Below are 24,985 nucleotides of genomic sequence, written 5' to 3'. Positions count from 1 at the left end.
ATTACGCGTCTAAAGAAAAAAATAACAACCTTGCGGTTGTCACTTTTATTAGGGCTGTACATTATTCGTATTTCGAATATAGGTTATGACTGGCTGTCTTGTTCTACTTCTTCTTCTTCGTCATGGCCTTTCTCTACACGTATAAAATCACCATAAATTTCTTCAAGTGCAATACCGACTTGTTTATGGGATTTCGGGTTTCTGAGCTCGGACTTCTCACCTTCGCGCAGCTGTCTGGCACGTCTGGAAGCTGCAACCACCAGAGAGTATTTACTGTCTACCTTGTTCATCATTTCATCAATAGATGGATATAGCATGGAGCATTCCTCATTTCGATTTACTATTTATTTTACAATGTTCGGCGATGATGATCGATTCTATTCGTTTGCAGGCCAAATCAATTTCATCATTGACGACTGCATAATCATATTGCTGCAGCAAACTGATCTCCTGCTCGGCAACGGACATGCGGTGTTCAATTGTCGCTTGATTCTCGGTGCCTCGGCCTTGAATTCGATCCTTCAATTCATCAAGAGATGGAGGCAGCAGGAATACGAAAATACCTTCCGGGAACTTTTCTTTTACTTTTAGAGCTCCTTGGACTTCAATCTCCAAAATGATATCTTTGCCGGAATTAAGGGTCTCCTCTACGAAATCACGCGGGGTTCCGTAATAGTTGCCCACATACTCCGCATGCTCCAAGAGCTGATCCTTCTCGATCATATCAAGAAACTGCTCTTGACTCTTGAAAAAATAATTGACTCCGTTCTCCTCACCAAGTCTTGGTTGGCGAGTTGTAGCTGACACAGAATAGATGAGTTCAGGAACTCGTTTTCTTAGAGCCGTGCATACGGTTCCTTTTCCAACACCGGACGGTCCTGATAATACAATTAGTAATCCCTTAGACATATTACACTCCATTTTATTCGTCGTTGTCATCGTCTTTAGAAGATAAACGATGGGCAACCGTCTCCGGCTGCACTGCAGACAGGATCACATGATCACTGTCCGTAATAATTACTGCACGTGTTCTGCGTCCATATGTAGCGTCGATCAACATGTGACGATCCCGTGCTTCCTGTATAATTCTTTTGATTGGGGCGGATTCAGGACTAACAATAGAAATGATGCGATTCGCCGAAACGATATTACCGAATCCTATATTTATGAGTTTAATTGCCATATTCAGGTTCGTCCCCCTATTACTGGTGTAATCTTTGCAAAACTGAATCAATTTCATAAATCATTAAAAGGTGAATTTGAAACTATATATAGACAAACAAAATCATTTTGATCTATATATACCCTCAATTGAAGCAGCTAAAGGTATTATGAAATTGATTCAACTAAGTGTTCATTGCCTATTCTAAATTCGCAGCTTGTTCTCTGATCTTCTCCAGCTCGGCCTTCATCTCGACCACCAGATTAACCAGCCCCAGGTGGTGAGCTTTGGTACCGATGGTGTTGACTTCACGATTCATCTCCTGGATCAAGAAATCAAGCTTGCGCCCTATAGGCTCACGCATGGTGAGCAGCTCTTCGCACTGAGCCATATGACTAGAGAGACGAGTCAGCTCCTCATCTATGTTGGATCGGTCGGCAAAAATCGCGATCTCCATGCCAAATTTATGTTCATCGAATGGTGCATCAGAAATTTCGGTTAATCGCTGTTTCAGCTTGCTTCGATACTCCGTCACTACAGCAGGTGCTAATTGGATCATCGCTGCATGATGAGCCTGCAGACTCATTATTCGCGACTTCAGATCAGCGGCGAGATGATTTCCTTCACGAGAGCGCATATCAAGCAGCTCGTCAAGTGCAAGTGCAAGACCTTCCTGCAGCGCACTCTCCCAGTTCTGGTCCTCAAAGACCGAGAGACTGCTCATCTCCTCAGAATTCACAAACACACCAGGCAGCTGCAGCATTTCTGAAATGGTCAGATTCCCCTTCATCCCGAAGCTGGACTCAAGCTCCCCTGAGGCCTCGAGATAGGAAGCAACCATCTGCTTATTCAACACAGTGCCTCTGCTGCTGCTGTCATCAAATTCCCTCGTAATGAATACATCAATCCTGCCTCGTGCAAGTTTACGCTGTACCATCCTGCGAAGCCCGTCTTCGAAACGACTCCATTCCCTTGGCATCCTAAAGACGACTTCACAATATCTATGGTTTACGGATTTGACTTCAAATTGTACCTTATACCCGCCATAGCTGAGCAAATATTGACCGTATCCGGTCATACTGAATGACATCGGCATCACATCCATTATACTATTGTATCGGATAATACAGGCTTAAACAAGTACGATAATCAAGGGGGATTAGCCATTAATTCATACCATTATTGCCTAATTCAGGGCTTCCTATTAGAATCTACATACATTATTTATTTGCACTTCATGCACGGGCATCCTCTAAATGACCCATCAAAAACTTAAACAGGAGATCTGCATATGAAAACAGAACTGAAACTTATTGTTCGTCCTACCGAGATTGATGTCAACGGCCACGTAAATAATGCAAAATATCTAGAATACCTGGAGTGGGCACGAGATGAATGGTATGAAGCTGGAGAGCTGTCTTACAAAACGCTGCTTGAGCTTGGCTGTCAGACGGTCACCGTTAATATCAATATTAACTATCGCAAGGAATGCCTTCAAGGTCAGCTCCTTACCGTGACAACAGAACAAGACAGCGCCCGGAATTCAAGTTATGTGCTCAGGCAAACGATATTAAATGAAGCCCAGGAGATCTGCGCAGACGCTCTCATTACAAGCGTAACCATCGACCCTTCCACTCGAAAAAGCAGACCGATACCGGAACAGCTGCGGAACCTTTTCTCTTCATGATCAAGCATGTACTGGATCTTTCCGTTTATATGATGATTAAAAAGCAACAGCACAAAAGCCCGTACCTGCTATATTCGGCTCAGCAGGCACGGACTTTTTTCTCACTCGTGATACTCTATTTGGTCGTTCTTATAAATAAACTGGCAACGTAAATATCGGCTGTTGCTGTATATCTAATTCTGCTTATTTTTCTATGCCTTAATCGCGCGGCCTGACTTCTCCCACACATAATGAGTCAGCTCTTCACTCATTCCATAGAACATGAACGGAGTCATTATATAGATTCCATTAAAATGCTCCATCGCCACATCCAGCAGTTCCTTCGCTATCGTCGTACCCACCTTGCGGCCCTCTTCGCCTTCAAGCCCTGCCATTCTCTCTCTGACTTCATCCGATAATTGAATCCCTGGTACCTCGTTGTGCAAATATTCCGCATTCCGTCCACTGGCAAGCGGCATAATTCCAATAAATATCGGAATGTCCAAATGGCTTGTTGCTTCCTTGAGCTGTACAATCAGCTCAGGATCATAGATTGGCTGGGTCATAATATAATCTGCACCGGCAGCAATCTTCTTCTCCAAACGCTGTACTGCCTTCTCCAGATACTTCACATTGGGATTGAATGCGGCACCTACAACAAAGTCTGCCTTCTGCTTAAGCGGTTTACCGGAAAAAGCTATTCCGCTGTTCAGCTGCTTAATCATCCGTATAATTTCAAATGATGTCAAGTCATACACCGAGCTTGAATCCGGCAGGTCTCCGAATCTGGAGGGATCTCCGGTAACCGCAAGCACATGATCAATGCCCAGGGCATCAAAGCCCATAAGATGAGACTGTGTTCCAATCAAATTGCGGTCCCGGCAGGCGATATGAATCAGCGGTCTCAGTCCAATCTGCTCCTTCGCCAGATAGCCGAGCGCCATATTGCTCATCCGGGTTACTGCCAGAGAGTTGTCAGCCAGCGTCAATGCATCGACACCAGCCTTCTTCAGGGTTTTGGCCCCTCTTAGAAATTTTTGAATATCAAGATCACGCGGCGGATCAAGCTCTACGATGACGGTGTGGCGTTCTTTAACCAAATCTACAATCGTAGGCTCTGTTCGAATCGTACCTGCTGAGCTTCCATCAGCAAGTATCTCGGTGACAGAAACCGGAATTGGCAGAAGCTCTTCATCCACTACGGTTAGTGGAGCTGGCACATAATTATCAAGTGCTGAAACCATTGCCTTGATGTGCTCCGGTGTCGTACCGCAGCATCCGCCGATAATCCGTGCATTCAAGTCAGCAAACCGGACTGCGTTCTGACCAAAGTACTCCGCAGAAGCACCATACCGATACACCCCGTCAACATACTCCGCCAGACCGGCATTCGGGAATACCGACATCGGAATCCCTAGATTCTGAACCGATTCCATTACCCTCATAATGCTGCTCGGGCCTGTCCGGCAGTTAAATCCGATCACATCCGCGCCTTCTTTATATAGAATGGAAAAAGCTTCGGGCATCGTGAATCCGTCAAACGTGCGACCGATATCGTCAATAGCAAACTGGCAAATAATCGGCAGCTCGGTTAATTTCCTGACCTGTCTTATTGCAATTACAAGCTCCTCCACGTCATAGAACGTTTCCAGGAGTACACCATCGATTCCCTCATCAACAAGAACAGAAATTTGCTGTTCAAAATTAAAATTCAGCTTAGCAGCCGAAATGTCTGCTCTCTTTCCTGCACGAATGGCTCCGACAGCACCTACAACAAAACCTTTATCGCCCATCGCTTCTCGTGCGACTCTCACACCGGCTCTGTTAATCGCTTCAACTTGATCTTCAAGACCATACTTGGATAAGTTAACGTAGTTAGCTGAGAACGTATTTGTTTCAATAAGTCGTGCTCCTGCCTCAATGTATCTGGAATGAACATCACGAACCATATCGGGCGATATCAAGTTCAATTCTTCGTATGAAACTCCGACCGGAACGCCCATTTTATAAAGCTCTGTCCCCATGGCGCCATCGCCTATAATGACTTCATTTTTCAACACCTCACGTAAATCCGCCATCGTTCTCCTCCCGCCAATTCCAATTTGTTCACACTAATGTAACACATATGGGAGGATTGTTTAAGCAATGATTTTGCATAAATTCCAAATACAACAATAAAATCGACTATTACGATAGGTAATTAATGAATTAATATTATTTTATAAGGCCCAAGGTAACAATTTCACATGCCCCAACTGGCATGTTGATCACAGCGGATCTCTCGAAATTCTCCGGAGTAACCTGTTCTTCTCGCTCTTCAAGAATATTTCTCTTATAGCAGGAGCTATAACTATTACTCTTTAATTCCAGTGCTGTTTCATTGGCACTCATGTTATACCAGTGAAGCATCAAGTCATTCGACTCTTCATTTACCTTCTATAGAAGAAAAGGCCAGGTTCGGGCTGTCCCAATTGATCACTGCATGGCTGGGTGCAGCTGTACCTGTATGCACATCGGTTTGAACCGCTGTCCATGGAATCTGAAACTGGTCAGACTTACTAAAGATTGCTGATGCTGCGTATTGCTCGGATTCTCCCATTCTGCAGCAGGATGGTTATCCCGCTCAGCAATTTCAAACATTGAGTCGGCATGATGAACAGAGGACGCATATCCGTAGGAAATAAAATCCGCAGCCTGTGATCCTTTGCCTGATTATTGAAGGTGGTCTCGATCTTCACTGCTTTTCCACTTCGTTCAAGTGACAGAATCGTACGGATCGCAAGAGGAATCATCTGTTCTGTGCGTCCTGATGTCCGATTCGGATAATAGATCAGCTCCCGTTGTTCTAAATCCAGCGTATCCTCTGCAGAGGCAGGGACTTCCCACTCATGCGTAATTTCAATGGATGCACGATAGGATGTATCCTCCAGCACGCATACTTTCGGCTCAGCAGTCGACCTCCAAGAGGGCTACTGCCCATACTCATGGATACAGCCCGAGAGCGCCTTAAGCTCGGCTGAATCGATCGGCTGTAGACCAGACTGATCATGGCGTACCCCCGAGCCGAAGTGAATCTCAGTTACACCCGTTTGCTCAATAAAGTCCATGATCGTCTCCCTCTTCAAGCCACTGCCGGCTAAAATACGGAGCTGGCTGGCTGCTGTCTGTTCCACAAGTCTGCGAATTTGCGGAATCGACTGAGGAGCAGGATTTGGACCACCCGAGGTCAGTACTCTCGTTACTGCAGGATACTTCGCAAGAGTACGGAGGCCTTCCAGCTGATCCTCCAGCTCATCAAAGGCGCGATGAAACGTCACCTGCATATCACCAGACGAGCTCAACAGCTGTTCCAGTGTTTGTTCGTCAATCTTTCCATCTGGCGTCAATGCACCAAGTACAATACCTGCCGCCCCCGTCTGTCTAATGGCTTCAATTTCGGAGACCATCGTTTCCACATCGGACTTACTATATACGAAGGAACGGCTATGCGGACGCACCATGACATGAACAGGAATGCTCACAGACTTCACCACTTGTGAAACAAGACCGATTCCTGGGGTCAATCCGCCCTCAGTAATGGCCGTAATCAGCTCCAATCGATCTGCACCGTACTTCTCGGCCGTAACAGCATCATCCACCGTCGTTGCTATAATCTCTAACAGCATCACTATCCACTCCTTGTCTAATACCACTATTTAATATAATTCCATAAAAAAAGCACGCCCATCAACCAAAACGATAAGTTGATGGGGATGCCTTCAGATTTACAAAATAATTCGATTACATTAGTTCGTAGTTCCTGTATATACAATCTCAGCAGGTCCGGTCATGTACACGTGATTATTTGCCTCACTCCATTCAATATACAGGTCTCCGCCCTTGAGACTGATCCATGCTTCACGATCCGTTACTCCGTTCAGAACAGAGGATACCAAGGTAGCGCAAGCGCCGGTTCCACAAGCAAGCGTAGGTCCAGCACCGCGTTCCCATACACGCATATCTACATGCCTGCGATCCTTCACCGTTGCGAACTCAACATTCGTTTTGTTAGGGAACAATGGATGTACCTCCATCTTGGATCCCCAAGCGGCCAGATCAAAGTTGACTGCGTCATCAACATAAATAACACAGTGCGGGTTACCCATAGATACTGCAGTGAACCGGAAGCCGCTGCCTCCGACCTCAATAGGTTCATTCACAACTGGGTTAGCATCAATCGTCGTCGGCACCTTAAGGCCGTCAAGTACAGGTTCTCCCATATCAACCCGCACCGTCTCCACTTTGTCGTCCTTTACAGTCAGCTGAACGGGCTGTACACCTGCACCGATCGTAAGGATCGTAATCTCTTCCCGGTCTATATGCCCGTTATCATATACATATTTGGCAACACAGCGAATAGCATTGCCGCATTGTTCAGCCTCCGTACCATCAGAATTAATGATGCGCATTTGGAAATCCGCAGCATCGGAAGGCAAAATATATACAAGGCCATCTGCACCGATCCCAAAGAACCGATTGCACCATTTTATCGCCAGCTCTGCCGCGTTTGCGGGAAGCTCTTGTTCTCCATAAATGACAACAAAGTCATTTCCTAGCCCATGCATTTTCGTAAATTCCATGAAGTAACTCCGCTCCTTTTGGCATTCCAGATCGAACTAACCCCTATTATAAAATGGCTCATTCTATCTAGCCAAGCTGTTCATCTCAAGCATCCTGCTAAAATAGGATAAGCTGTCGACTTTTTTCTTCAGGATAGCATATCTCAAGAAGCGAAGGAAATCTACTTTATGCTGAAAACTTTGTACTTTTCGGTGTGTAGCCTCCGGTTGTCAATCTCCGGCGATTACGGCGTCCACCCCATACACTGCCGATTCCAAGCAGGAATGTAGGAATCCCTGCGGCAACGATGACGAGAGCCCATTCTCTGAGGTCAAGCGGTACCGTTTTGAAGATCGGCTGCAACTGAGGCGTGTACATCACGACAAGCATGAGAATGACAGATGAGAGAACCGCAAGAACCAAATATTTATTCTGCAGCGGATTGCGATGGAATATGGATCTTGAGCTTCGGCAGTCAAATACATGGATAAGCTGTGCCATAACAAGCGTTGCAAAAGCTACGGACTGGGCCTTAACAAGCTGCCCTTCACTATCTGGTGCGGCCTGCAACGTTAGCCAGAATGCCCCCAGCGTACATAATCCGATCAGCACACCACGGCTAATAATCTTCCAGCCCAGTCTTCTTGCAAAAATATTTTCTTTAGCAGAGCGCGGCTTATGCTCCATTAGATCTTTTTCCGGCTGGTCAACACCTAGCGCCATAGCTGGCAGACCGTCGGTCACAAGATTGACCCATAGAATCTGAATCGGCAATAGTGGCAGCGGAAGACCCGCCATCATGGCGAAGAACATCGTCAATATCTCTCCGACATTGGAAGCCAGCAAATAACGAATAAACTTCCTAATGTTCTCGTATATATTTCGCCCTTCCTCAATAGCTGAGACAATGGTAGAGAAATTGTCATCACTTAATATGAGAGCAGAGGCTTCCTTGGTTACATCCGTACCTGTTATCCCCATCGCAATCCCAATATCTGCGGCTTTGATCGCAGGGGCATCATTCACTCCATCTCCTGTCATAGCAACCACATGACCTTTGCGCTGAAGTGCTTTTACGATTCTAAGCTTATGCTCCGGAGATACTCTTGCATAAACATAGGTTTGCTCGACTTCATTGTCCAGCTCATCATCACTTAGTGAAGCAAGGTGCTGACCTGTCAGTACCTTGCCATCCCGCGGCAATATCCCAAGCTGATGCGCAATCGCCTCTGCTGTCATAGAATGGTCTCCCGTAATCATGACCGTCTTGATTCCGGCTCTTCTGCATGTTACGATGGCATCGCGCACTTCCTTGCGTGGAGGATCAATCATCCCTGCGAGACCAACAAAGATCAACTGGCTTTCCGCTTTATGCTCACTATCTACGTGTTCCTCCGGCTTCACGTCACGATAGGCCATGCCAAGCACCCTCAAAGCTGAGCTTGCCATTCTCTCTCCCTCTGCCGTCACTCTCTGTCTCAGCGTCCCGGTAAAAGGCACCACCTTGCCTTCCCACATGATGTAGGTGCATTCCTGTATTAACACATCCGGTGCACCTTTAGTAAAGATAAGCCTTCCGCCTTGATGCCTCATCATCACTGACATCAGCTTCCGTTCCGAGTCGAATGGGAACTCCTGCACACGCTCATATAAGCCAGACAGGCTTTGCGGAGATACACCCGCTTTGGAGGCAAGCGTAACCAGTGCCCCTTCCGTCGGGTCTCCCTTCAGCCTCCATTCCGTCTCCTCCAGCATCTTCTTGCCGTTTCGCATATCTCCCGCCTGAACCTCTTCAATCTGCGCATTGTTGCAGAGCGCACTGATTTGGAACAGTCTGCGAAGAGATTGATCACTCTTGAGATCTACGAGTTGGTCTTGATACGTAATTTGTCCGGAAGGGCTGTAGCCTTCCCCGGACACCTTCAGATGACGGCCGCCCTGCCAGACATCCGTCACCGTCATTTTGTTCTGCGTCAGCGTTCCTGTCTTATCCGAGCAAATAACCGAAGCGGAGCCTAGCGTTTCAACCGAAGGAAGCTTGCGGACAATCGCCTTTCGTTTAATCATACGCTGTACACCCAGTGCAAGTGCAATCGTTACAATCGCCGGCAGTCCTTCAGGGATTGCAGCGACCGCAAGACTCACCCCTGCCAGGAACATCCCTATTGCCGGTTGTCCATGCAGAATACCTGCCACAACTACCAGAACAGTAAGCACCAGGGCAACAACGATTAATATTTTGCCTAGCTGCTCGAGTCTGCGCTGCAAAGGCGTCTCCTGCGCTTCGGTATTCTGGATCAGATCAGCAATTTTACCCATTTCGGTATCCATACCGGTGCGAATCACGATTCCCTTGGCTGTTCCTCTGGTCACCATCGTGCCCATGAAACCGATATTCTTCTGATCACCGAGCGGAATATCCTCTTGCTGAATGATTCTGCTATGCTTACTTACTGGCACAGATTCTCCCGTAAGCGCAGATTCTTCAACATCACAGTTGCTGGCTGCAACAAAACGAATATCTGCCGGAACGCGATCCCCGCTCTCCAGCATGATAATATCTCCCTGGACCAAATTTTTGGCCGGTATCTGCAGCACCTTGCCGTTTCGCAGCACTTTAGAAGTCGGCGCAGACAATTTCTTCAGCGCGCTGAGCGATCGCTCGGCACGAAACTCCTGTACAAAGCCAAGGATTCCATTCAGCAGAATAATAGCGATAATGGTGATTGCATCCAGATATTCGCCCAGCAGCCCGGATACAAGCGTGGCCCCAACCAGAACAAGCACCATAAAATCCTTGAATTGATTCAGGAAAAGGGTGATCGGTGAGATCCCTTTCCCTTCGGACAGCTCGTTTGCTCCTGATTTTTTTTGCCTCTCTTCCGCATCTGCCTCTGTCAGACCTATCTGCGGGTCAACATCCAGGCTGGCCCCAAGATCCTCTATGCTCATCTGATGCCAATTCTTATGCTCCATCACGTACAGTTTCCCCTCCCGGTCTTTAGTCCTGTGCCTGTCCAGTGTCATGACGTGCCCGAATCAAAATAGGATTCATATACTTCATAAGCAGTGCCAATCTTACCGGACAAACTTCTAACATTACTGTATTCGGACAAGGGCTGAATTATCACATCTAAAGAGCTCTTAAGTTTTTATCAAAACTATGGCATGATAGTAAGAAGTGGATCTAGCCTTATCTCGGCTACGAACCAAAGCTTAAGATGGGAGAACACTAAATTATGGCACTAGACGGAATCGTCGTCCGCGCTATTGTAGACGAACTGCAAGCCTGTGTTGGCGGACGCATCAATAAAATACATCAACCGAATACGCATGACATTGTGATCAGCCTTCGCGCAGGTCGGGAGAATGCCAAGCTGCTGCTGTCGGCAAGCCCAACCTATCCTCGCGTTCATTTTACAGAACAAACATTCATTAATCCGACGGAAGCCCCCATGTTCTGTATGCTGATGCGCAAGCACTGTGAGAGCGGAATTATTGAAAAGATCAGTCAGGTCGGTATGGAAAGAATTATTCACATCGACGTAAGGCAGCGAGACGAGCTGGGGGATGTATCTGTAAAACGGATTATTATTGAACTGATGGGACGGCACAGCAATATTATATTGCTCGATCCTGCATCAGGCACCATGATGGATGGGATACATCATGTCACTCCCGCCATTAGCAGCTATCGAGTGATCATGCCCGGATTTTCTTATACCGAGCCGCCTCAGCAGAACAAGCATCATCCATTAACAGCCGACTCATCCGTCTTCGAGGCCTTCACAGCCTATGAAGGGACAGCTGCCAAGTGGTTTGTCGACACCTTCAGCGGTATAAGTCCGCTCATATCCGAAGAAATTGTGTTTCGCGCGGGGCTTAGCGGACAGTCGAAGTCTGAGGCGCTGCCGAGATTGATCCAAGCCTTTGGCGAGGTGATGTGCCTTGTCTCTGCATACCAGTTCAGCCCCGTCATCGGTCAAAATACGAAGGGGAAGATGGTCTTTTCGGCCATTCCTCTTACACATCTGAGCGGAGAGTCAACCCCGTACTCATCCATCAGCAAATGCATGGAGGCCTATTATGGTGAAAAGGCTGAGCGAGACGCGGTCAAACAGAAGGTGAGCGATCTGCTCCGCTTTTTGCAGAACGAGCGCAACAAAAATGTAAAGAAGCTGGACCACTTACAGAAGGATCTTGCCGAAGCAGATGATGCTGATCAATATCGAATCTTCGGTGAGCTTCTATTCGCATCTCTGTATGCTATTCAGAAGGGGGACAAGGAAGCTGTACTTCCTAACTTCTATGATGAGGAGCAGAAGGAAGTGAGAATTCCGCTTGATCCGCTTCTTACACCTTCGGACAACGCACAGCGCTACTTCAAGAAGTACAACAAATATAAGAATAGTCTGCAGATCATCGAGGATCAGCTGAAAAAGACACGTGAAGAGATTAATTATATGGACAATTTACTGCAGCAGCTGTCCATTGCCTCCATGAACGATATAGAGGAAATTCGCGAAGAACTGGTGTCGCAGGGATATCTACGGGATCGCAGCAAGAAAGGCGCTAAGAAAAAAAAGAAAAACAATTTGCCAACACTGCATGTGTTCACTTCATCGGAAGGCATTGAAATCTGTGTGGGCAAAAACAATCTGCAAAACGAATACTTGACGAACCGTCTTGCAAGCTCAGGAGATACCTGGCTGCATACGAAGGATATTCCCGGCTCGCATGTTGTCATCCGGTCGAGTACTTTTGGTGAGGTGACTCTTGAAGAAGCTGCTCAGCTGGCGGCATATTACAGCCAAGCCAAAGAATCCAGCAGTGTTCCCGTTGACTACACCCTCGTCAGGCATGTGAAGAAACCCAGCGGCGCAAAGCCCGGTTTTGTTATTTATGATAACCAGAAGACGTTATTTGTTACGCCTGATGAGGAGCGAATCAAACAGCTCCCGAGTGTTATCAAGAACGGATCCTGACTTAGATAAGCTAATTTGAATAAGTGAAGATTAACAAAACACCTTCAAGAAAATGTACCCTTTTCACAAGGAGCGCACTCTTGAAGGTGTTTTTTAATATTTGAGATGATTCAGATGCTTCAGGTATTGTAGGTGCTTCAGCTTCACGTTACGCTGCAGTTTACTTCCCGCTTAACTGTTCAAGAACTTCTGCATCCACGGTCACGCTGCCCAGATCTCCATGGAACACGACACCCTGTCTCTCCCCATGAAAATCTGACCCGCCTGTCATGACAAGGCTGTATTTTTCAGCCATAGCTCTGTATCGCGTTTCTTCCGCAGGGCCATGATCAGAGTGATAGACCTCAATGCCCTCGGGCTTACCCTGCTCAATCATTTGGTTCACCAGCTCATCGTCCCCGTACAGTCCGGGATGAGCAAGAACAGGCTTACCGCCGGCCTCTCTAATCCATTCCATAGCTTCAGCAGGGGATATACGCGGAACACTGACGAATCCCGGCTTCCCTTCAGCCAGATAGAGATCGAACGCTTCGCGCATGTTCTTTACATAGCCTTTATGAACGAGTGTATCCGCAATGTGTGGACGCCCAATCGTCTCATCCTTATCCAAAGGTCTATTCATTACGCCGATCACATCATCCATCGTCACCGATAGTCCAAGCTCCTGCAGCTTCTCTAGAATACGCGTATTCCGCTCTTCCCTGGTGCGCCTTAGTGATTCGAGCCGCTCAAGAAATTTGGAGTTGTGTATGTCAACAAAATAGCCAAGAACGTGAATATCCTTACCTCCGGCCCGGGTACTGATCTCAACGCCTGGAATGACCTGGATGCCGTATTGTACTCCCGCTCTCACGGCTTCCTCCACACCGGAGACAGTGTCATGATCCGTAATAGCCACAGCAGCAAGACCTCTGGCTGATGCAAGCCGGACATTGTCTGTAGGTGACTGCATGCCGTCTGATGCCAGCGTATGGGTATGCAAATCGCAGCGATCTGTTCTCTTCTCCATAGACATATTAAGAATACTCCTTTCAATTAATCCGCTCATTAGAAACGTTTAATCGTAGCTCTCGTCTAATGAATGAGCCTGCTTTTTTAAGTAATTCAAAAAGGTCACCGCCGAAATGGGCAGCATGGATGATTTAGAATACACCTCATAAAATTCTCGTTTGAACTCAATGTCCTTCAGCTCCAATATCTTTAAGAGACCGAGTGTGACTTCATGCTTCACAGAAGAAGGAGAAATAATCGTAATTCCCACACCGGCTTCGACAGCTGATTTAATAGCTCCAGTGCTGCCAAGCTCCATCACGGTGTTCAGCTTTGCCGGGTCCACTCCATGCTCACGGATTGCATCCTCCATGACTTGCCTTGTCCCAGATCCCTTCTCACGCACAATAAATGGATACTCAAGCAGATCATGCAGCCTAATCTCTTCCTTATACGTCAATGGATGATTGCCTGGAACAATCAGCTTCAGCTCATCATGCATGGCAGGCTGAACGATCAAATCCGGGTGAGAGAGCGGCGCTTCAATCATTCCAAAATTCAGCTGATGCTTCATAATCCCATCAATAATCTGAGTTGTATTCATCACATTCATGACAATAGATATGTCAGGATGCTTCTTGCCGAAGGGTCCAAGCAGACGGGGCAGGACATATTCACCAATCGTCAGGCTGGCGCCGATTAACAATCTTCCCTGCAGCTTGTCCGTAAAGGAAGACATGGCTTCATCTGTTTCACGGAACAGCTCCATGCTGCGCAAGGCATAAGGGAGCAATGCTTCTCCTGCCTCCGATAATTCAATCTTCTTCGTTGAACGATGAATCAGCTTCGTTCCGAAATAATCCTCCAGTGATTGAATTTGCATCGTCACTGCTGGTTGTGTCATATGTAAAGCCTGTGCCGCTGCAGAGAAGCTCCCTTTATCCGCAACGGTATAAAAAATATGTAGCTGGTGAAAGTTCATCTTGGTTTACTCCCCCTTAAACTCTTCCCTTATTGTAACCGATCCACAAAAAAAGTGTGCAGATCTGATCTGCACACTTTTAAAACGAAGCTATTATTCAAACGAAGCTATTATTCAAACGAAGCTATATCGTCTAGGCTCACTGCTACTTTCTCTTACGACTGTTCTTCACTAGCGTCATCCGTCTTGAATGCCGCAGCCAGGAATAGTAGGTCTTCAAGTCGCGCAGTTCAATCGTTTCTGACATCCGTCCAAGGAAAGTGACAATGATCATTTTGTGAAGCGGATTCCCTGTAATATCATACTCACCAGGCAATTCAGAGAATTCAGCAACCACGACCAGATCGCCATCAATGAGATAAACGTCTTGCTCATTCCGATAGTAGGGTGAAATCCTGTTCTGCTTGAGGCACTCCCAGAGCCATGCTGCGATGTTCTCAATATCGTTATTATCCTGTCTTACTCGGTCTACAAATCTTAGCTTAGCATGGTTCGTAATGACAATATCAGCTACTCTCTTATCACCTAGAGCCACATAAAAAGGTTCGTAAGTGCTCCAGCGCTGCATCAACTTGTCTCGCATGGGATATCACTCTCCACAAGATAGGTCTTTCTATCTACATATTTATCCAATATATTACAACATAAGTCCCGATAGCTCAAGGCAAAATTGCTTCATTTGATGAGAAATTTGAGTTATTAGTATGTCAATCGAAAAAATCATCCGACGACAGCCCTATCTGACACCCCAAAAAGCGTTGTTTCATCAGAAAATTATAAAAATAAAGAGCGGCCTATTGGGCCGCTCCGCCGGATTGTATATGAAATTCCCTCCTGATGTCTTTAACACCAGGTTAAATCCCGCCATAAAAGCTGGTTTTGTCCGGAATGTCTTTACTGTACTCCGTTTTAATCTCATTTCGGTATGAACGTTCAATCTTGCGAACATAGGAGAGTCTTTTGACATTCTTCATTGTATCCTCTGCACGTTCTGCGTTCACATACATTACTACGTAATGCATTCTTCTTGAGATGTAATGTACTGTTCCATATTTTTCAAGATTGCGAGCAGCTTTTAGATCACTGACCCATATGATATATCCTGTTCGCTGTGCAAACATGCGAAATTCCCCTCTTCTTCAGATTTTGCAAGTCTTATGAATCAATTTCATAATCCCTTTAGCTGCTTCAATCAAAGGTATATATAGATCAAAATGATTTTATTTGTCTATAAATAGTTTCAAATTCACCTTTTTAATGATTTATGAAATTGATTCAATATCTGTCTATTGCAAAATCCTCCCTATACCGGCATCGGCGTTCATCAGAACAAGTCAGCCGCAGCCGCAGCTTCCGCCCCCGCTACAGCCGCGCTTTGGTGAAGGATCGTTGCTAGGAACTTTAATGGAATTTGAAACGGAAAAAGCGATCGTTTCAGACATCTGATGCAGCATATCGTCTAGCTGTGCCTCAGCTTCCTTAAAACGTCTAACCTCTTCAAAAGCTTCAAGCTGATCTTCCACAGCCTTAACTTCGTCTTTGGCACTATGATAATTGGGGTGGAAATGCCCAAAGCGCTCCGTTTCCGCAAATAGTTCCTTCTTGTCCGAAAGACGTCGGACCCATTCTTGTATTTCCGGATTCTGCCGAACCCGCTCTTTCCAATATAAATAATCTGTTACTAACGTAGATTGGTTAATCATATCGCCTAGTTCATAGGCGTATGACAGCACTTGGGCCATATCAACCGTATTTAGCTCAGATACGCTCATGAAAATTCATCCCGATCTATATCAAAGTTCCATTTCTCTTAGGAAAAGGACTATATATATCATAACATAAGAGCCTATACATAAGAAGAGTTTTGTCTTCATATTGCTGGCTAATTAACTTATTCTGGTAAAATAAGGGACATTTTTGTCCATTCTGACGGTACAAGTGTACTCTTCTCAGCTACGTTTATCGCTCGACCCGGTGCAAAATAGCCGTTTACAGACCAAGGTTCTCCTCTGCCAATGGACTCAGGAATAAATTCTCTTCGTGTTCCTGCATATTCTAAGCCTAGTCTGATACGCCATGAAATCGCCTGCTGAACAATTTGCTTAGCCGTTGAAGGATGATATTCCCTCCATTCCTCATACCAGGATTTGGGGATGGACTTGAAGTCAGGCATCAGGCTTGAAATGTCGGGTGTATCCTCCACCATTTCATAGTAGTGCAAATTGTTTCCGGTATATACGAACCCTTGTTTGCCTGTTTCTGTATGAAATCTCATAGGGAGCTCCGCCCTCTCATTCGTCAGTGGATAGGCGCGTGTATCAGGACTAAGGCCTTTAATTCCCTTCGCAGGGGCGAGACCCATGGAAGCCAGATTTTTTTGTATTTCGCTCAGCTTGTCCTTGTTTATAATGAAATGATTCGGGCCAATACGTTCCACATCTGTACCCCACATCGAATAGGAGGGATGAGCTTCAATAGCATCCGCATCCTTCTGATTGGCACAGCGCAGCAGAATAACAGCTTCCAAAGTCGTCTTTCCGAGCTCGGCTCCCCATTGCCCGAGCGCTAATCGAACATGTTCTGGTACACTGGTCTCGCTGTATTGTTCAAGCCACTCCATTACCGTATCCGGGCCGAGACCATGCTCAGCCGCCAGATGAAGCCGTTCCTTCGTCAATTTGTATATGGACATTCGATCCCTGGACCGGAGCTCTGCACAGCCCTCCAGAATCCACCTTAAACGTTTGGAAGTGTTTGGCGGCACCATAACTTCATAGTCGGGTTGTACGAAGATCCCTGAACGATCCTCTTCTGGATCCTCGCCCTGTCCTTCTTCATAATCAACAGGCTCCTCGAATCGAAAATAAGGAGTGCCGTTCTCAGAGGAACCAAATTCTCCATAGCCAAAGGCAGCAAGCAGACGTACCCAGCCTTTGGCAAAATCAGCAAGCTGAGTGTATGTCATCTGCCCTGCAAATCCGTTATCCACTATGCATGTACAGAGCATATCCAGACTCAGCCATGACAGTCCAGCCCCCCTTCTTCCACAGCAGGTAAGCAAACTGCGAAAATGCTGAGCTCTTGGGCTTGATGATCCATATCTCTCCACCGCAATATGATAAATGTTCTGCCTCATCTGCTCATTAGACAGGTACAGCCAGCTGTCCAACACATGTTCATCAATAGTGATCTGCCCTTCCTCCTTTCGTACCAGACCCAAGCTAAACAGCAGATCCATGATGACTGCGATATGCACCGGATAGACATCGGGATGGGCATAAGATAGAGAAAGCTCTTCGAAATCGGAAGATTGAAGAATGGTCATTTCCCCCAGCTTGCCCAGCGTCTTCTTATGTATCGTCCCTTTTGCAGTCAGAGGCATTCCGTGAATCGCAATATAGGACAGGATATGAATGACTTCACCTGTAATATCCGATTTCGCTTCAAGAAGGACATGCTCCACTATCGAATCATGATCATTGGACAGGGGCAGCATAGGCAGTAGGGTTAGTTCTGTCAACCATATTAAATACGCAGAAGGAATATAGTAGATTTGCTCCCCCCACGTTTTTTTCACCGTCTTCAACAAATGAAGCTCTCTTAACCGAAGGACTGCGAGATCCAGCTCCAGTCCGCTAAGCTCACTGGCCAGCTCCTCCCGTAGAGTATCCAGCTGCAGCGCTGAACTGCCAAACAGCTGGAAGGCTGTCAAATACAGCTGCCTCTCCTTCTGCTTCAATTGCTTCATATTTTCCTCAAACGCAATTTGTTCTGGATTAGGCATTTTATAAGGTCGCCTCCTTCTCTCCGGCTACATGATATTCATACCCCTGCTCAATAAGGAACATCTGCCTCTTTAACGCAAAATCCTGCTCTCTTGAATCCTTGGTTACCAATGTATAGAAATAAGCTTTATTAGCCCCTTCCTTGGGCCGCAGTATTCTTCCAAGACGCTGTGCTTCTTCCTGACGTGAGCCGTAGCTTCCTGATACCTCAATTGCGAGTGCGGCATCAGGTAGATCAATGGCAAAATTAGCGACTTTTGAGACGATCAGCGTAGAAATCTTTTTCCTTCGAAAATCGGCAAACAAACGGTTCCTCTCCTGCTGAGAGGTAGCACCCGTTATTAGCGGCACCTGTAGTTCTGCGGCAAGAAGCTTCAACTGACCTACATATTGACCGATAATGAGGGCAGGCAGATCTGGATGACTCTCAAGCAATCGCTTCACTACAGGGAGCTTGGCTGGATTCTCAGAGGCCAGTCTAAATTTCTGTCTCGGCTCGGCATACAAATATTTTTGCTTCAGCTCGTCCTCCATCGGCACCCGTACCTCTCTGCAATCCACCTCAGCGATCCAGCCCTGCAGCTCAAGCTCTTTCCAGGGCATGTCATAACGCTTCGGACCAATGAGGGAAAATACATCCTGCTCGCAGCCGTCTTCCCGGACCAAAGTTGCGGTGAGACCAAGTCTTCTCGTAGCCTGGATGTCTGCCGTAGCCCGAAATACAGGAGCAGGGAGCAAATGCACCTCATCATATATGATGAGCCCCCAGCTGCGCTCCCCGAACAATTTCATATGTGTAAACTCATCATTTTGATTTTTTCGATGGGTCATAATTTGATAGGTTGCCACGGTAACAGGCCTTACTTCCTTCGTCTGCCCCGAGTATTCGCCTACAGAGGCTTCCGGAATGGTTGTCTTCTCATTAATCTCCCTGATCCATTGTCTTACAGAGGTTGTATTGGAAGTCAGAATGAGAACCTCACATTGCAAACGTTCCATGACTGCGATTCCGATAATGGTCTTGCCTGCGCCACAAGGGAGAACAAGCACACCACTTCCTCCAAGGCCATCTGTTCCTTCAAAAGCATTTGCAGCTTCCATCTGATACTCGCGAAGATGAAATTCCTTGTTGTCCTTGCCCTGTTCCATGGATTTCCACGAGAAGGCAAGCGGACTGCCATGCTTATACCCAGCCTGGTCCATAACAGGATAACCGATACGAATAAGCTGCTGTTTGATCAGCCCGCGGTCCTTCTTCGAAATTTGAAGCTTCGTATCGGACAATCGTTCAAATGAATAGGAGGATAACGACTTATGTGACTGGATCTGGTCAATCCATTTGGCCTCTTCACTAACAAGTATGCATTCTCCGGTTTCATCATCAGATTGCAGCCTTAATTTTCCATACTTCTCTACAATGTCTCTAATATCCTGAATAAGCGAGGCAGGAATATTCCATCTGGACACCATCACAAGGCTGTTCAAGACATCGTCAGCGCTGTATCCCATAGCAGCAGCACTCCACAGTGTGAGCGGCGTCATTTTATATGTATGAAAGGCAGGAGGGCTCTTCACCAGCTCCGCATAAGGTGCGATTAATTCTCTAGCGGCTTCATAGTTTGGATGGCCCGTCTCAAGTAAAATGGTGAAATCCCGCTGCACAATACAAGCTTTGTCTGCGTTCATATCTCTTCTCCTTCCAAAGCAAGAAAAGTCCAAATTCGCATGGGCGAAAATGAACTTTTCTGGCACATTTCATGCAAGTGGATGCTGTATCAATGTAAATGCTCCGAAATCTGTGTCAATGCCTCACCAGCATTATCAGTAAGCAGATGAGTAACCGCCAAATCACCCAAAGATACGATACCAATCAATTGATCCTGCTCCATAACCGGAACTCTTCGAATCTGGTATTTGGCCATCAACTCAGCTGCTTCATCTGCTGTTGTATCCTTCGTAACGGTATGAACCTTCTTCGTCATGACCTCTTCAACCCCGGTTGACCCGGAATGCTTGCCCGCATACCCCCGGAGCACAAGATCGCGATCTGTCACGACACCCACCAGCTTATTGCTATTCTCGGTTTCTACGATTGGAATAAAGCCTGTATCCTGATCCTTCATCATAACTGCGACATCATAGATATGTTTATCTGCCGATACTGTCGCTACTCCGGTAGACATCACTTCGGACACCATTTTCTTCGTCATCATAAGCCCTCCTAATTATGAAATTCAAGCCTTCTCATCATTAGGTTAACCAGAATAGGCAGCCCTAATTCCCGCATATCCGAAACAGCAACTTAAGGGTATTATAAAATGGATTCGTTCTATTAAACATTATGCATGCACGCTTGTTGTAATATACTCCTCAGAATAGCTTTTTGTCATTTGTATGAATAATTGCATGGCATGAAGCATGGCTTGCTCGTCAAAGTCAAACTTGGGATGATGATGCGGATAGATTGCTCCGGTATTATCGCTACCCGCCCCCACAAACATGAAGCAGCCTGGAATCTCCTGCAAATAATAAGCAAAATCCTCAGCTGGCATAAGTTTGGGAGTTACACTTACTCGCTCTGCACCAAATGCCTTCGTCGCTGTATCAAAAAAACGGGCTGCTTCCTTGTCATCATTAACGACTGGCGGGTAGCCCATCAAATAATTAATGTTGCAGCTTGCTCCATAAGCAGAAGCAACCTGTTCCGTAAGCTGATGGACGCGCTCCTTCATTACGCAGCGTGTCTCGTCATCAAAAGTACGAACCGTACCACTGATCGTGAAGGTCTCTGCAATCACATTTTGCGCAGAGCCGCCTTGAATTGTACCGATTGTAAGTACAGCAGGCTGCAACGGATCCACCGAACGGCTGACAACGCTTTGCATCTGAAGCACGAGTGATGCCCCAGCTACAATGCTGTCAATGCTAGTATGCGGCATTCCTCCATGTCCGCCTTTTCCGGTTAATTCTATATAAAAGTCGTCCGCCGCCGCCATCATTGCCCCAGGAGTACTGGCATATTTACCAAGAGGAATGGGTGTCCATAAATGAATACCGTAAATGACGTCCACATCATTTAATGCCCCGTCCGCTATTACTTTTGCAGCTCCTCCCGGCAGCAGCTCCTCCGCAGGTTGGAACAAGAACCGTACTTCGCCAGTGAAATCCTCTCTGTGTTCGCTCATATATGCTGCAGTAGCCAGCAATGTTGCCATATGTCCATCATGTCCGCAGGCATGCATTGCTCCGTCCACTTGAGACTTATAAGAGGTCTCTTTCTCATCCTGAATGGGGAGTGCATCCATATCTGCACGAAGCATAATGACAGGTCCTGGCTCATTTGTTTGCAGGATACCGATTACACCGTGTCCACCTACATTTTTCACAACATTAAGACCAAAGGATTCGAGCTGTTCCGCAATAAATCTCGACGTATTCACTTCATGAAAGGAAAGCTCCGGATTCTGGTGAAGATAACGTCTCCAGACGATCATTTGTTCAAGCCATTCATCTAAATTACGCTCTCTCATAAACGCTCTCCACCCTTTCTAATGTTTTCCTATCATTGTATCAGAAATTATGCTTAAACGATATGAAATGGCAGGTTATGGAAAGCTTGCACATGCTGAGGAAACATACTATCATGATATTTGTGAACATTATGGAGCATTGTATAAGGAGGGTTCATCTTCTATGATATTTGAGAACACGGGCTTGGACGGTCTCAAAAGCGACCTTGCGTACTTAGACGAAAGCGCGGAGAAGGCTGGTTTTGTTCGTTGGCAGTGGGAATACTACCGTGCTACATACGACTACAAAATTGAAGATAGCAAATCAAAAAATGAATATTTCTTACGGATCAACACGCGTGTAATCGAGGGCAAGCTAGAGAAACCAGACACCATTTTATCTGTAGAAGCTGTATATATCGGAAGAGCGACTTTTCCTCACGGCCTGGAGTACGAAAGTGAAATTCCTGCCCCTGTGATGAGCCTTGCTAACGAGAAGATTAAGCAGCTCAAGGAACTGCTTGAAGCATAATCAGGAACGGCCTATGAAGACCAAAGAAACAAGGCCCGTGCGAAGAGGTTTGCCTGATTTTCAGTTACTCATCCTCACCTTGTTATTAGTAGGTTTTGGATTGATCATGGTTTACAGCTCGAGCGCAAGCATAGCCCTCGTCTCAGACAAATACGACAATGATGCTCTTTATTTCACCAAGCGACAAGTGGTCTTTGCAATACTCGGAGTTATCGGCATGTTCGTAGCCATGAACATTCCTTTTGCAAAGTACAAGCAATTATATATCCCTTTGTTTCTCCTAACGGTCATATTGCTGTTAGCCGTGTTAGTTGTAGGTGTTGAAATCAACAATGCGAAGAGTTGGTTCGCCTTGGGGCCGATCAACCTTCAGCCTTCTGAAATTGCTAAGGTTTCTCTCATTCTATATCTATCCGCACTGATTACCAAGAAGGGCGAACGGTTCCGCGATCTGCGAACCGGTTATATTCCGGTCATGATCATTGTCGGCTTTGTCGCCGGACTGATCATGCTGCAGCCCGACTTTGGTACCACCTTTATTCTAGTTGCTACCTGCGGCCTCATTATCTATGCGGGCGGCGCAAGCATGAAGCATATTATGGGTTCAATCGGGCTGCTCATTGTAGGTGCAGGCATTGTCATCGGTACAGGATATCTTATTGACTTGATGACAGGCAATACATCCGGCAATTCCGGCGGTTACCAGCTCGCACGTTTTACGTCATTCCTGGACCCGCTCTCTGACCCTACCAACGCATCGTATAACCTGCTTCACTCCTTGACTGCAATTGGACAAGGCGGGCTGACGGGGACAGGCATTGGTCAAGGCATTATTAAGCTCCACTATTTGCCAAATGCCTTTAACGATTTTATATTTGCTGTTATCGGAGAGGAATTAGGGCTGATCGGAACGATACTGTTCCTTGGGGTTTATATTTATTTTATCTGGCGCGGCTTTATTATTGCATTGCGCTGTAAGGACTCCTTCGGGACTCTTGTAGGCGTCGGCATCATGGGACTTATTGCAATCCAGGCCTTCATTAATATCGGAGGAGTAACACAGACTATTCCTGTAACTGGAGTTACCCTTCCTTTTATTAGCTATGGAGGAACGTCCCTGCTCATTTCCATGACCAGCATTGGAATCATGCTAAGTATTTCCCGAGAAAATAGTCTCGATATGACTCAGGAAAGAGTCAAGTCCGTTCGCACTATAACGGAGGAGCAGCGAACATCGCCTGCTCTCGTTAATCGCAGAACGCAGAAGAGAACAACATCGAAATAAATGTTGTCATAACGACAAAAGGACAGTGTTGGTCATATTTATTGACCAAACTGTCCTTTTTTTGTCATTATCCGATTCCATTGCAGAAGACCAGAAAGTTGCCGCTTCGTTACCTGTAACAGACTTACTGCTCATCTCCCTTGAATGACACGCCTTCGACTTTCACATTAACTTCAACTACCCGCAGCCCTGTCATGCTCTCTACGGCTACACGTACATTCTGCTGAAGCATCCGGGACACCTCGTGAATTGGTGTTTCATAAAGGACGATAATTCTTAGATCAATTGCCGCCTCTGTGGAACCAACCTCGACGGTTACACCCTTCTGTACATTCTTACCGCTGAAGCGCTTGGCCCAGCCTTCGGATAACCCTCCGGACATTGCTGCAATTCCCGGAGTTTCCAGTGCCGCAAGACCAGCAATTTTAGCTACAACATCATTGGATATACGTATGTTGCCTGTTTCGATTTCGAGCTGTTCTGCCATGCCGAATCCTCCTTTGGCTTCATTACCCATATTTTAAAGCCTTTCACCCCTAAAAAGCAAATCTATATATCTCATCCCTTACATATGCTGGCTGGCTCCTATTTTCGCGGATTGTGGACAATTTATGTAAAACGGATTCAAATAAAACTGAGATTCAAATGAGTATTTGCGGCACGAAAAAAGCATGCATCTCTCTATGCATGCTTCTATAGATACCTTGAAGCTTATTCCACATTTCCTTTATTATTCAACGCTTCATAGAGAACTGCCAAATTCCGTTCAAGGTTATTCACCAGCTGCTTACCTGTTTCTGCTGGAAGAAGTCCTGCACGAACAGCAAAATCAACTTCTTTGGAGAAACCAAACACTTGGGTATCTAATACTTCCTCATAGAGAGGGCAGTAACGTGTTGCCAAGTTCTCCATCTGTACTTGAATAAGCTTCTTTATTTTATCTGCATCTTCTTCAAGAAGACTAATCGCTTTGGAACTCAGATGTTCTTGCAGATTTGATGAAGTCATGCACTCTTCCCCCCTATGTCCAGAATCTTGTACGACCATATATCATTAATATTAGACGAAAACCTCGCCCAAGACAAGAACCTGCTAAAAAAAGCACCTTTACCATCAAGGTAAAGGTGCTTTCAATCGCTGCATAAACTGTTATTCGGCGACAACGTCCACCGTCAAACCATGCTTAGCAAAGACTTCAGAGATTTCACGTTTCGCTTCATCGGCATCCGGTCCATGAACATGCAGTTCATAAGTCTTATTGCCCACAAGCGTAGTAAACAATCCAAGAATGCTTTTTACATCAATGTACTTGCTGTCTGAGTGAAGTACGATAGAAGAAGTGAACTTACTCGCAGTTTGAGCAATTTCTACAACCGCTGCATTGTTACTCGACATAGGAATCCCTCCGTCTAATATCAGATCTCTAATGTAATATAACCAGCTTTATGATACCTTGAATCCGCTTTCTTAGCAACTGATTTTTCCATTAC

At 46.1% G+C, this 24,985-nt stretch carries 25 protein-coding genes and 1 pseudogene; 4 read left to right on the top strand and 22 right to left on the bottom strand.

Annotation, left to right across the window (positions count from 1 at the left end; all coding sequences use genetic code 11):
- Window positions 1-83 precede the first annotated feature (83 nt).
- From rpoZ to ACFQ3J_RS01670, 4 genes are all read right to left on the bottom strand, one after another.
- Complete coding sequence (gene rpoZ, locus ACFQ3J_RS01685; protein ID WP_251580924.1) at window positions 84-317, bottom strand: DNA-directed RNA polymerase subunit omega; 234 nt, start codon at window positions 315-317, stop codon at window positions 84-86.
- 10 nt (window positions 318-327) lie between these two features.
- Entirely contained in the window at window positions 328-909 is a 582-nt protein-coding gene (gmk, locus tag ACFQ3J_RS01680) for a guanylate kinase (RefSeq protein ID WP_091158370.1), read from the bottom strand.
- A 13-nt stretch (window positions 910-922) separates the two neighbouring features.
- Window positions 923-1,183, bottom strand: coding sequence for an extracellular matrix/biofilm regulator RemA (remA, locus tag ACFQ3J_RS01675; protein WP_006209218.1), 261 nt, complete (start codon window positions 1,181-1,183; stop codon window positions 923-925).
- A 178-nt stretch (window positions 1,184-1,361) separates the two neighbouring features.
- Window positions 1,362-2,252 (bottom strand): YicC/YloC family endoribonuclease, encoded by an 891-nt coding sequence (locus tag ACFQ3J_RS01670; RefSeq protein ID WP_251580922.1) that lies wholly within the window; start codon window positions 2,250-2,252, stop codon window positions 1,362-1,364.
- 201 nt (window positions 2,253-2,453) lie between these two features.
- Between ACFQ3J_RS01670 and ACFQ3J_RS01665 the strand changes: the two genes are divergently transcribed.
- Complete coding sequence (locus tag ACFQ3J_RS01665; protein WP_091158374.1) at window positions 2,454-2,849, top strand: acyl-CoA thioesterase; 396 nt, start codon at window positions 2,454-2,456, stop codon at window positions 2,847-2,849.
- Between the two features lie 191 nt (window positions 2,850-3,040).
- Here ACFQ3J_RS01665 and ACFQ3J_RS01660 read toward each other — a convergent pair whose 3' ends face one another.
- From ACFQ3J_RS01660 to ACFQ3J_RS01635, 6 genes and pseudogenes are all read right to left on the bottom strand, one after another.
- Window positions 3,041-4,906, bottom strand: a complete 1,866-nt coding sequence (locus ACFQ3J_RS01660; RefSeq protein ID WP_251580920.1) for a bifunctional homocysteine S-methyltransferase/methylenetetrahydrofolate reductase — start codon at window positions 4,904-4,906, stop codon at window positions 3,041-3,043.
- A 136-nt stretch (window positions 4,907-5,042) separates the two neighbouring features.
- Window positions 5,043-5,252, bottom strand: a pseudogene (locus ACFQ3J_RS01655) (glycosyl hydrolase-related protein); the annotation flags it as partial.
- A 134-nt stretch (window positions 5,253-5,386) separates the two neighbouring features.
- A complete protein-coding gene (locus ACFQ3J_RS01650; RefSeq protein WP_251580918.1) occupies window positions 5,387-5,761 on the bottom strand; it encodes a hypothetical protein in 375 nt (124 codons plus the stop codon).
- A gap of 36 nt (window positions 5,762-5,797) precedes the next feature.
- Entirely contained in the window at window positions 5,798-6,493 is a 696-nt protein-coding gene (locus tag ACFQ3J_RS01645) for a copper homeostasis protein CutC (RefSeq protein WP_091158381.1), read from the bottom strand.
- Between the two features lie 120 nt (window positions 6,494-6,613).
- Window positions 6,614-7,447, bottom strand: a complete 834-nt coding sequence (gene dapF, locus ACFQ3J_RS01640) for a diaminopimelate epimerase (protein WP_251580917.1) — start codon at window positions 7,445-7,447, stop codon at window positions 6,614-6,616.
- A gap of 166 nt (window positions 7,448-7,613) precedes the next feature.
- Window positions 7,614-10,403, bottom strand: coding sequence for a calcium-translocating P-type ATPase, SERCA-type (locus ACFQ3J_RS01635; RefSeq protein WP_251581650.1), 2,790 nt, complete (start codon window positions 10,401-10,403; stop codon window positions 7,614-7,616).
- Between the two features lie 263 nt (window positions 10,404-10,666).
- Here ACFQ3J_RS01635 and ACFQ3J_RS01630 point away from each other — a divergent pair, with 263 nt between their 5' ends.
- On the top strand, window positions 10,667-12,412 hold the full coding sequence (locus tag ACFQ3J_RS01630) for an Rqc2 family fibronectin-binding protein (RefSeq protein ID WP_251580916.1): 1,746 nt from the start codon (window positions 10,667-10,669) through the stop codon (window positions 12,410-12,412).
- A 160-nt stretch (window positions 12,413-12,572) separates the two neighbouring features.
- Here the strand turns inward: ACFQ3J_RS01630 and ACFQ3J_RS01625 are convergent, their stop codons facing one another.
- The 9 genes from ACFQ3J_RS01625 to ACFQ3J_RS01585 form a co-directional block, all read right to left on the bottom strand.
- The gene (locus ACFQ3J_RS01625; protein ID WP_379292274.1) at window positions 12,573-13,427 is read right to left on the bottom strand and encodes a PHP domain-containing protein; all 855 of its coding nucleotides are present in this window, start codon (window positions 13,425-13,427) and stop codon (window positions 12,573-12,575) included.
- Between the two features lie 42 nt (window positions 13,428-13,469).
- Window positions 13,470-14,384: a selenium metabolism-associated LysR family transcriptional regulator gene (locus ACFQ3J_RS01620; RefSeq protein WP_091158387.1), complete on the bottom strand. Its 915-nt coding sequence runs from the start codon at window positions 14,382-14,384 to the stop codon at window positions 13,470-13,472.
- 145 nt (window positions 14,385-14,529) lie between these two features.
- The gene (locus ACFQ3J_RS01615; RefSeq protein WP_091158389.1) at window positions 14,530-14,967 is read right to left on the bottom strand and encodes a hypothetical protein; all 438 of its coding nucleotides are present in this window, start codon (window positions 14,965-14,967) and stop codon (window positions 14,530-14,532) included.
- A 271-nt stretch (window positions 14,968-15,238) separates the two neighbouring features.
- On the bottom strand, window positions 15,239-15,505 hold the full coding sequence (locus ACFQ3J_RS01610) for a YlbG family protein (RefSeq protein WP_047910945.1): 267 nt from the start codon (window positions 15,503-15,505) through the stop codon (window positions 15,239-15,241).
- A 213-nt stretch (window positions 15,506-15,718) separates the two neighbouring features.
- Window positions 15,719-16,156: a YlbF family regulator gene (locus tag ACFQ3J_RS01605; RefSeq protein ID WP_091158391.1), complete on the bottom strand. Its 438-nt coding sequence runs from the start codon at window positions 16,154-16,156 to the stop codon at window positions 15,719-15,721.
- A 119-nt stretch (window positions 16,157-16,275) separates the two neighbouring features.
- Window positions 16,276-18,168 (bottom strand): helicase-associated domain-containing protein, encoded by a 1,893-nt coding sequence (locus ACFQ3J_RS01600; protein WP_251580915.1) that lies wholly within the window; start codon window positions 18,166-18,168, stop codon window positions 16,276-16,278.
- A 1-nt stretch (window position 18,169) separates the two neighbouring features.
- Window positions 18,170-19,855, bottom strand: a complete 1,686-nt coding sequence (locus tag ACFQ3J_RS01595; RefSeq protein ID WP_251580914.1) for a DNA repair helicase XPB — start codon at window positions 19,853-19,855, stop codon at window positions 18,170-18,172.
- 89 nt (window positions 19,856-19,944) lie between these two features.
- Window positions 19,945-20,379 (bottom strand): CBS domain-containing protein, encoded by a 435-nt coding sequence (locus tag ACFQ3J_RS01590; protein ID WP_091158396.1) that lies wholly within the window; start codon window positions 20,377-20,379, stop codon window positions 19,945-19,947.
- Window positions 20,380-20,508: 129 nt separating this feature from the next.
- Window positions 20,509-21,699, bottom strand: a complete 1,191-nt coding sequence (locus ACFQ3J_RS01585) for a M20 metallopeptidase family protein (RefSeq protein WP_251580913.1) — start codon at window positions 21,697-21,699, stop codon at window positions 20,509-20,511.
- A gap of 163 nt (window positions 21,700-21,862) precedes the next feature.
- Between ACFQ3J_RS01585 and ACFQ3J_RS01580 the strand changes: the two genes are divergently transcribed.
- Both ACFQ3J_RS01580 and ftsW read left to right on the top strand, forming a co-directional pair.
- Entirely contained in the window at window positions 21,863-22,210 is a 348-nt protein-coding gene (locus tag ACFQ3J_RS01580) for a YugN family protein (RefSeq protein WP_251580912.1), read from the top strand.
- Between the two features lie 13 nt (window positions 22,211-22,223).
- Window positions 22,224-23,495 (top strand): putative lipid II flippase FtsW, encoded by a 1,272-nt coding sequence (gene ftsW / locus ACFQ3J_RS01575; RefSeq protein ID WP_251580911.1) that lies wholly within the window; start codon window positions 22,224-22,226, stop codon window positions 23,493-23,495.
- Between the two features lie 124 nt (window positions 23,496-23,619).
- Here the strand turns inward: ftsW and ACFQ3J_RS01570 are convergent, their stop codons facing one another.
- The 3 genes from ACFQ3J_RS01570 to ACFQ3J_RS01560 form a co-directional block, all read right to left on the bottom strand.
- Window positions 23,620-23,982, bottom strand: a complete 363-nt coding sequence (locus tag ACFQ3J_RS01570) for an Asp23/Gls24 family envelope stress response protein (protein ID WP_091158403.1) — start codon at window positions 23,980-23,982, stop codon at window positions 23,620-23,622.
- 224 nt (window positions 23,983-24,206) lie between these two features.
- Window positions 24,207-24,503 carry a YlaN family protein gene (locus tag ACFQ3J_RS01565; RefSeq protein WP_091158405.1) on the bottom strand — a complete coding sequence of 99 codons (297 nt, stop codon included), beginning with the start codon at window positions 24,501-24,503 and terminating at the stop codon, window positions 24,207-24,209.
- A gap of 141 nt (window positions 24,504-24,644) precedes the next feature.
- Window positions 24,645-24,890 carry an HPr family phosphocarrier protein gene (locus ACFQ3J_RS01560; protein WP_091158406.1) on the bottom strand — a complete coding sequence of 82 codons (246 nt, stop codon included), beginning with the start codon at window positions 24,888-24,890 and terminating at the stop codon, window positions 24,645-24,647.
- Between the last annotated feature and the right edge of the window lie 95 nt (window positions 24,891-24,985).

The organism is Paenibacillus provencensis, assembly GCF_042678545.1.
Classification (GTDB): domain Bacteria; phylum Bacillota; class Bacilli; order Paenibacillales; family Paenibacillaceae; genus Paenibacillus; species Paenibacillus provencensis.
The sequence above is the reverse complement of the archived record's forward strand: the minus strand, read 5'-3'. Positions and strand labels throughout refer to the sequence as shown.

What these genes read in the sequence shown, in the direction of transcription:
- ACFQ3J_RS01590 (WP_091158396.1), bottom strand. Translation starts at nt 20,379, where the DNA reads ATGACGAAGAAAATGGTGTCCGAAGTGATGTCTACCGGAGTAGCGACA.
- ACFQ3J_RS01670 (WP_251580922.1), bottom strand. Translation starts at nt 2,252, where the DNA reads ATGTCATTCAGTATGACCGGATACGGTCAATATTTGCTCAGCTATGGC.
- ACFQ3J_RS01645 (WP_091158381.1), bottom strand. Translation starts at nt 6,493, where the DNA reads ATGCTGTTAGAGATTATAGCAACGACGGTGGATGATGCTGTTACGGCC.
- ACFQ3J_RS01615 (WP_091158389.1), bottom strand. Translation starts at nt 14,967, where the DNA reads ATGCGAGACAAGTTGATGCAGCGCTGGAGCACTTACGAACCTTTTTAT.
- ACFQ3J_RS01580 (WP_251580912.1), top strand. Translation starts at nt 21,863, where the DNA reads ATGATATTTGAGAACACGGGCTTGGACGGTCTCAAAAGCGACCTTGCG.
- ftsW (WP_251580911.1), top strand. Translation starts at nt 22,224, where the DNA reads ATGAAGACCAAAGAAACAAGGCCCGTGCGAAGAGGTTTGCCTGATTTT.
- dapF (WP_251580917.1), bottom strand. Translation starts at nt 7,447, where the DNA reads ATGGAATTTACGAAAATGCATGGGCTAGGAAATGACTTTGTTGTCATT.
- rpoZ (WP_251580924.1), bottom strand. Translation starts at nt 317, where the DNA reads ATGCTATATCCATCTATTGATGAAATGATGAACAAGGTAGACAGTAAA.
- ACFQ3J_RS01625 (WP_379292274.1), bottom strand. Translation starts at nt 13,427, where the DNA reads ATGTCTATGGAGAAGAGAACAGATCGCTGCGATTTGCATACCCATACG.
- ACFQ3J_RS01600 (WP_251580915.1), bottom strand. Translation starts at nt 18,168, where the DNA reads ATGCCTAATCCAGAACAAATTGCGTTTGAGGAAAATATGAAGCAATTG.
- ACFQ3J_RS01560 (WP_091158406.1), bottom strand. Translation starts at nt 24,890, where the DNA reads ATGTCGAGTAACAATGCAGCGGTTGTAGAAATTGCTCAAACTGCGAGT.
- ACFQ3J_RS01570 (WP_091158403.1), bottom strand. Translation starts at nt 23,982, where the DNA reads ATGGCAGAACAGCTCGAAATCGAAACAGGCAACATACGTATATCCAAT.
- ACFQ3J_RS01620 (WP_091158387.1), bottom strand. Translation starts at nt 14,384, where the DNA reads ATGAACTTTCACCAGCTACATATTTTTTATACCGTTGCGGATAAAGGG.
- ACFQ3J_RS01605 (WP_091158391.1), bottom strand. Translation starts at nt 16,156, where the DNA reads ATGAGCGTATCTGAGCTAAATACGGTTGATATGGCCCAAGTGCTGTCA.
- ACFQ3J_RS01630 (WP_251580916.1), top strand. Translation starts at nt 10,667, where the DNA reads ATGGCACTAGACGGAATCGTCGTCCGCGCTATTGTAGACGAACTGCAA.
- ACFQ3J_RS01585 (WP_251580913.1), bottom strand. Translation starts at nt 21,699, where the DNA reads ATGAGAGAGCGTAATTTAGATGAATGGCTTGAACAAATGATCGTCTGG.
- ACFQ3J_RS01635 (WP_251581650.1), bottom strand. Translation starts at nt 10,403, where the DNA reads ATGGAGCATAAGAATTGGCATCAGATGAGCATAGAGGATCTTGGGGCC.
- ACFQ3J_RS01595 (WP_251580914.1), bottom strand. Translation starts at nt 19,855, where the DNA reads ATGAACGCAGACAAAGCTTGTATTGTGCAGCGGGATTTCACCATTTTA.
- gmk (WP_091158370.1), bottom strand. Translation starts at nt 909, where the DNA reads ATGTCTAAGGGATTACTAATTGTATTATCAGGACCGTCCGGTGTTGGA.
- ACFQ3J_RS01610 (WP_047910945.1), bottom strand. Translation starts at nt 15,505, where the DNA reads ATGTTTGCACAGCGAACAGGATATATCATATGGGTCAGTGATCTAAAA.
- remA (WP_006209218.1), bottom strand. Translation starts at nt 1,183, where the DNA reads ATGGCAATTAAACTCATAAATATAGGATTCGGTAATATCGTTTCGGCG.
- ACFQ3J_RS01660 (WP_251580920.1), bottom strand. Translation starts at nt 4,906, where the DNA reads ATGGCGGATTTACGTGAGGTGTTGAAAAATGAAGTCATTATAGGCGAT.
- ACFQ3J_RS01565 (WP_091158405.1), bottom strand. Translation starts at nt 24,503, where the DNA reads ATGACTTCATCAAATCTGCAAGAACATCTGAGTTCCAAAGCGATTAGT.
- ACFQ3J_RS01665 (WP_091158374.1), top strand. Translation starts at nt 2,454, where the DNA reads ATGAAAACAGAACTGAAACTTATTGTTCGTCCTACCGAGATTGATGTC.